Below are 5564 nucleotides of genomic sequence, written 5' to 3'. Positions count from 1 at the left end.
CCCCCAAACCCTTCCTGGTCCAGTTGGCGAAATGAAGCCCATAAATACAATGAGAAGGAGAAAAAGCCCTAAGATCCCACTTCAGGGGGGTGCCCCGTGGAGTTTGAGCCGGTGATCGGCCTGGAGATCCACGCCGAACTTCAAACGCGATCCAAGATGTTCTGCCCCTGTCCAGTGGTGGACAGCACCACCGCCGAGCCCAATCGCTATGTGTGCCCGGTATGCGCCGGGATGCCCGGCACGCTCCCCGTCCCGAACCGGCGGGCCATCGAGTGGACCATCCTCACGGGTCTCGCCTTGAATTGCGAGATCGCGGAATACAGCCTCTTCTACCGGAAGAATTATTTTTACCCGGATCTGCCGTCCGAATATCAGCGCTCGATGTATGATTACCCGCTTTGTCTGAACGGGTATCTGGAAATCGAAACGCCGGAGGGTTCCAAGCGGGTGCGTATCCGCCGGGTTCACATCGAAGAGGACACCGGCAAATTAATCCATATCGGCGGGGTCACCCTGGTGGATTTTAACCGGGCGGGGGTCCCCCTGATGGAGATCGTCACCGAGCCGGACATGCATTCCGTGGAGGAAGTCAAAGCCTTCGCCACGGCCCTCCGCACATTGCTCCGCTATCTGGGTGTGAATTCGGGGGACATGGAGAAAGGCGTCATCCGCTTCGAGGCAAACGTGTCGGTGCGCCCGAAAGGGGAAACCCGGTTAGGCACCCGGACGGAGATCAAAAACCTCAACAGCTTCCGGGCGCTGGTGCGCGCGGTGGACTATGAGATCCGCCGGCAGATCGAGATCGTCCGCTCCGGGGGCCGGGTGGAGCAGGAAACGATGGGCTGGGACGAGGCGCGGGAGGTGACCGTTCCCCAGCGGGGGAAAGAGCATGCGCACGACTACCGTTACTTCCCGGAGCCGGATATCCCGCCCCTGGTGATCTCCCGCGAATGGGTCGAGGAGATCCGCGCGATGTTGCCGGAGCTGCCCCGGGCCCGAATGGCACGGTTCGAGCAGGTTTACGGCCTCACCCGATACGAAGCCGCCTTGCTGACCGAAGATCACCGTGTCGCCGATTATTTCGAACGCGCGGTCACCCTGGCCCGCCAGGAGGAACCCGTGGTGGAGCCCCGAACCCTGGCCGCCTGGATCACCGGGGAGCTGTTCCGGCTGATGAACGAGGCTAATCGGGAGATCCAGGATGTGCGGGTGTCCCCTGAGTCGCTGGTGGGGCTGATCCGCATGGTCCAGCGGGGCGAGATCAACATGAACACCGGCAAGCTGGTCCTGCGCGAGGCCTTCGAGACCGGGGAGGTGCCCCACCGCATCGTGGAGGCCAAAGGGTTCACCCAGATCCGGGATGTGGAGGCCCTCCGGGAGATTGTCCTGCAGGTGATCAAAGCGAACCCCAAGGAGGTGGAGAGCTACCTACGGGGGAAAGAAGGTGTGTTGAAATGGTTCGTCGGGCAGGTCATGCGCGCGACCCGCGGCCAGGCAGATCCCCAGCGGGTGAACGAGCTGGTCCGCGAGGCCCTGGAGGCCCGCCGCGCCGCTCGCTCATCGGAAGACCCGCGTTGATCCCTTCCGGGCGAGGGGAGGGTAGAGCTCCCGAGGGACAGATCCCGCCACAGGCAGCTTCCTCTGGTTTTGGGGCTGGGACGCCGCCTTCGGTGGCGCCCCAGCCCCAAAACGTTTTTTCCCGCGGGGAATGGCTTAGCCGGCTTCCCTCCCGAAGGTGCTCGGATCGGCCTCGCCGCTCGAAGTTTCCCGCCGTGCAGATTGATGTTTGGGCGGACGAGGCAGGAGGACTTCACCCCCCATAAAGGGCTGGAGGGTAGGAAGATCAACGATCCTTCCGGGAAGGAGTAGGCGGCGCACGGCGCGCTGAGCCGATGGATCGATTTCGCGGGTGATGAAAATGCTTCCCCCCTCATCCGGCCTCTACTTCCCACCATCCGATCGTCCGCAGATGCCGCGGATACAGGTTTTTCAGGCGTCCCCGCTCCGCGCGAGCCCAACCCAGCGGGAACCCCTCTAGGGCGATCAACGCCCATCCGCTCTCCCACGGCCCCTCCAGCGGATGCCCCTGCAGATAGGCGACGACCCGGGGATCCCATAGCGGCAAATCCAGAGCCTGACGGACCTCCTGCACGCGCAGGGCCATCGCCAGCGCGTGGTCCGGCTCGAACCGGTCCTTCCGCCATCGGCCCAGCCACCACCCAGGCCGCAACACCCGAAGCCCTCGCCAGAGGGCGGAGGCCATGGGCGTCCAGTAAATCTGTTCCCCCTGCAGAACCAGGCCGCCCTCGGGCAGCGGTCGGGCGATCGTTTCCGCCCAGAACGCCTCCAGGGCCCGTCGGGCGCGGCCGGGGAGATCGCTCTCCGGTTTCGGCCGATGAGGGCGTTCCTCCCCGGCCCGTCGGAAGAGGGCGTAGAAATGCCCATGGCCCGGCCCGCGATGGGGCCACAGCCGCACCGCCCGGGCCAGCCGGGGATCCCCTCCCTCGATCCACTCCGGCCGTCCGCGATCGAAAGCCGCATGCCGCGGCGGATCCACCAGGTCGAAATCCGGTCGCGCCTGCAGAAACGCCTCCACCACCCCTTCGTTCTCTTCGGGAGCGAAGGTGCAGGTCGCATAGAGCAACCAGCCCCCCGGGCGCACCATCCGGGCCGCCTCCAAGAGGATCGCCTTCTGGAGGGCGGCGGAACGGCGCACCCGGTCCACGCTCCAGGCCCGGATCGCCTTCGGATCCCGGGCGAACATCCCCTCGCCGGAACACGGCGCATCCACCAACACCCGATCGAACAGCCCCTCCCAGCGATCCGCCAGACGCGGGGGGGACTCGTTCGTCAGGATCGCGTGGGTGACTCCGAGGCGCTCGACGTTCAGCGCCAGGATCGAGGCCCGCCGGGGCTGGATCTCATTGGCCACCAGAACCCCCGTGTCCCGCATTCGCGCGGCGAGGTGTGTGGTCTTCCCGCCCGGGGCGGCCGCCAGATCCAGCACCCACTCCCCAGGTTGGGGATCCAGCAAGACCGCCGCCGCCATCGCCGAGGGATCCTGGAGATAATACAATCCGGCTGCGTGGTAGGGGTGGAGACCCGGCCGGGCCTCGGGATCCTCGATCACGAAGCCCTCCGGGCACCATGGGACCGGCGAAAGCGGGAAAGGCGAACGAGCCCGGAAGGCCTCGGGGGCGATCTTCAATGTATTCACCCGGAGGCCGGTTCGATAAGGGCCCGCCAGCGCCTGCAGGAAGGCCCCGACCTCCGGCCCCAGCCAGGCCTGCATCCGCTCCAGGAAGCGCTCTGGAAGTCGCGGCGCTCCACCCTCTCCCGTTGGAGAGCGCATGGGATCTCCTCCCCCCCTTACAGGGCTCCGGACCAGCGGAGGGCGTGAGTCCTTCGGCCTTCTGGGGGACGCGTCGTTGAACGCCGAAATCTTATTCGTGTATTCGCGTCCCATTCGTGGACGGCTCCCCCTGCTCACGGCAGGGATCGTTATAACCCGAATTGTGCAGCATGGGGAAGACGTCGTATAATGCGCCGGGAAGGAGGAAAGTGCATGGATGAGCATCCCATGGGGTTTTCCATCGAACGTGCGGAGCCCTCATCGGAACAGGTCCGGGAGCGGAGCGCCCATCCCCTGTTGAGCTTCTTGCGCGAACTGATCGAGACCGTGCTGATCGTGCTGGTGGCGATGGTTCTCGTGAACACCGCCACCGCCCGCTTTCGCATCGAAGGCTCCAGCATGGAGCCCAACCTGCATGATGGGGAATACGTGCTGATCAGCAAGGTCAGCTACTGGTTCAGCTCGCCTCAGCGGGGGGATGTGGTGGTCTTCCGCTTCCCCCATGACCCTTCCCGGGATTTCATCAAGCGGGTCATCGGCCTCCCGGGGGAGACAGTGGCGATCCGGGACGGCAGGGTGTTCATCGATGGCCGCCCCCTGGAGGAGACATATATCCGGGGTCCGATCGTTTACACCTACGGGCCTGTGACCCTGGGGTCGGACGAGTATTTCGTCCTGGGCGACAACCGGAACGCCTCCAATGATTCCCACAACTGGGGAACGCTCCCCCGCTCGGCCATCATCGGGAAGGCCTGGCTGGTCTACTGGCCCCCCTCCCGATGGGGGCTGATCCGCAACCCCTTCGAAGGAGAGACGCCGTGACCCTCCGCACAGCCTGGACCCGGGAGATGCTGGCGGCGCGGATCGATCACACGCTGCTCCGCCCGGAGGCGATGCCGGGGGACATCGATCGGCTATGCGAGGAGGCGCTGCGCTACGGCTGCGCGGCCGTGTGCGTGAACCCGATTTACGTGGCGCGGGCCGCCGCCCGGCTGGCCGGAACCCCGGTCAAGGTGGCGACGGTGGTGGGATTCCCCCTGGGCGCCAGCCTGACCGCCATCAAGGTCGCGGAGGCGGCCATGGCCCTCGGTCAGGGCGCTCAGGAGATCGATATGGTCCTCCCCGTCGGCTTGCTCAAGGCCGGGGCCATCGACGCGGTCCGGGTGGATCTCCAGGCGGTGGCTGCGGTGTGCCGCGCGGCCGGCGCCCTCTGCAAGGTGATCCTGGAGACCGCGTTGTTAACGGCGGAGGAAAAAGTCCTGGCCGCCCGCCTGGCGGTCGAGGCGGGCGCGGATTTCGTGAAGACGTCCACCGGCTTCGGGCCGGGCGGAGCTACGGTGGAAGATGTGGCGCTGCTCCGCCAGGTCGTGGGGCCTTCCGTTGGGGTAAAGGCCGCGGGGGGTATCCGAACGGCGGAGCAGGCCATCGCCATGCTCGAAGCGGGAGCCGATCGCTTAGGAACCAGCGCCACGGTCGCCATCCTGGAGGCCCTGCCGTCTGCCTCTCCCGCGATGGAGAGCGAGAGGCCGATCGCCTGATCTCAGCGTTCACGGAGGCTCCTATGGGGCCGTGCCCGAACTGCCGGATCGGTTATATGAGGCCACACCGGATCACTTACGCGGGCTATCATGGGGATCTCTTCATCGTGGTGCCGAACATGCCGGCCTATATCTGCGATGTATGTGGAAATCGGCAATACGATGAAGAGGCCCTGATGCAACTGATCCCCCTGATCGGCCCTCGGGGGGAGAGCGGACGGGCCCGGGATCCTGGTTCGGAGCCGATGGATCGCCCTCCGGGGCCCGAGTGGGGGACCCGTCGTCGTCCTGCCTGAACGCATCCTGAGGGTGGGCGCAAAGCCTATCCCTCCCCCAAATCGCGCATCGCATGGTTTCGTGATTTCGCAGGGGCACCTGTAGGGGGTGCCCCTGCGAGCATCCGGCCTGGACCCGCTTATGAATTGGGGATGACGATGGACCGCTCGCAGGACGAGCTGGAGTTCTGGATTATCCGCTTCCTGGACGCCTGTGTGGTGGCGGAGGCGGTCTCTGCCTCCACGCTGAAGGCCTATCGTCATACCCTTTCCTCTCTCGCCCAGTTTCTGCAAAGCCAGGGGATCTCTCGCTGGGCGGGGGCGCATCCCTCGCTGCTGGAAGCCTTCCTCCAGGACGCCATGGCCCGACGGGGATGGTCCCCCAGCACCTGGAATCAA

6 protein-coding genes are annotated in these 5564 nt (G+C 65.6%); 5 read left to right on the top strand and 1 reads right to left on the bottom strand.

The window, feature by feature from the left end; genetic code table 11:
- Positions 1 to 96: 96 nt before the first annotated feature.
- Positions 97 to 1578, top strand: coding sequence for an Asp-tRNA(Asn)/Glu-tRNA(Gln) amidotransferase subunit GatB (gene gatB, locus NZM16_RS03740; protein ID WP_295478647.1), 1482 nt, complete (start codon positions 97 to 99; stop codon positions 1576 to 1578).
- A 352-nt stretch (positions 1579 to 1930) separates the two neighbouring features.
- Here the strand turns inward: gatB and NZM16_RS03735 are convergent, their stop codons facing one another.
- Entirely contained in the window at positions 1931 to 3352 is a 1422-nt protein-coding gene (locus tag NZM16_RS03735) for an RsmB/NOP family class I SAM-dependent RNA methyltransferase (RefSeq protein ID WP_295450445.1), read from the bottom strand.
- Between the two features lie 213 nt (positions 3353 to 3565).
- Here NZM16_RS03735 and lepB point away from each other — a divergent pair, with 213 nt between their 5' ends.
- From lepB to NZM16_RS03715, 4 genes are all read left to right on the top strand, one after another.
- A complete protein-coding gene (gene lepB, locus NZM16_RS03730; protein ID WP_295450444.1) occupies positions 3566 to 4174 on the top strand; it encodes a signal peptidase I in 609 nt (202 codons plus the stop codon).
- A 26-nt stretch (positions 4175 to 4200) separates the two neighbouring features.
- Entirely contained in the window at positions 4201 to 4890 is a 690-nt protein-coding gene (gene deoC, locus NZM16_RS03725; protein WP_366946194.1) for a deoxyribose-phosphate aldolase, read from the top strand.
- A gap of 23 nt (positions 4891 to 4913) precedes the next feature.
- Complete coding sequence (locus tag NZM16_RS03720; RefSeq protein WP_295450439.1) at positions 4914 to 5186, top strand: YgiT-type zinc finger protein; 273 nt, start codon at positions 4914 to 4916, stop codon at positions 5184 to 5186.
- A gap of 138 nt (positions 5187 to 5324) precedes the next feature.
- A partial coding sequence (locus tag NZM16_RS03715; protein ID WP_295478644.1) for a site-specific integrase occupies positions 5325 to 5564 on the top strand: 240 nt, incomplete at its 3' end.

It is taken from the genome of Thermoflexus sp. (assembly GCF_025055495.1).
GTDB lineage: Bacteria > Chloroflexota > Anaerolineae > Thermoflexales > Thermoflexaceae > Thermoflexus.
Note: the sequence above shows the minus strand (reverse complement) of the source record. Positions and strands in the feature narration are given on the sequence as shown.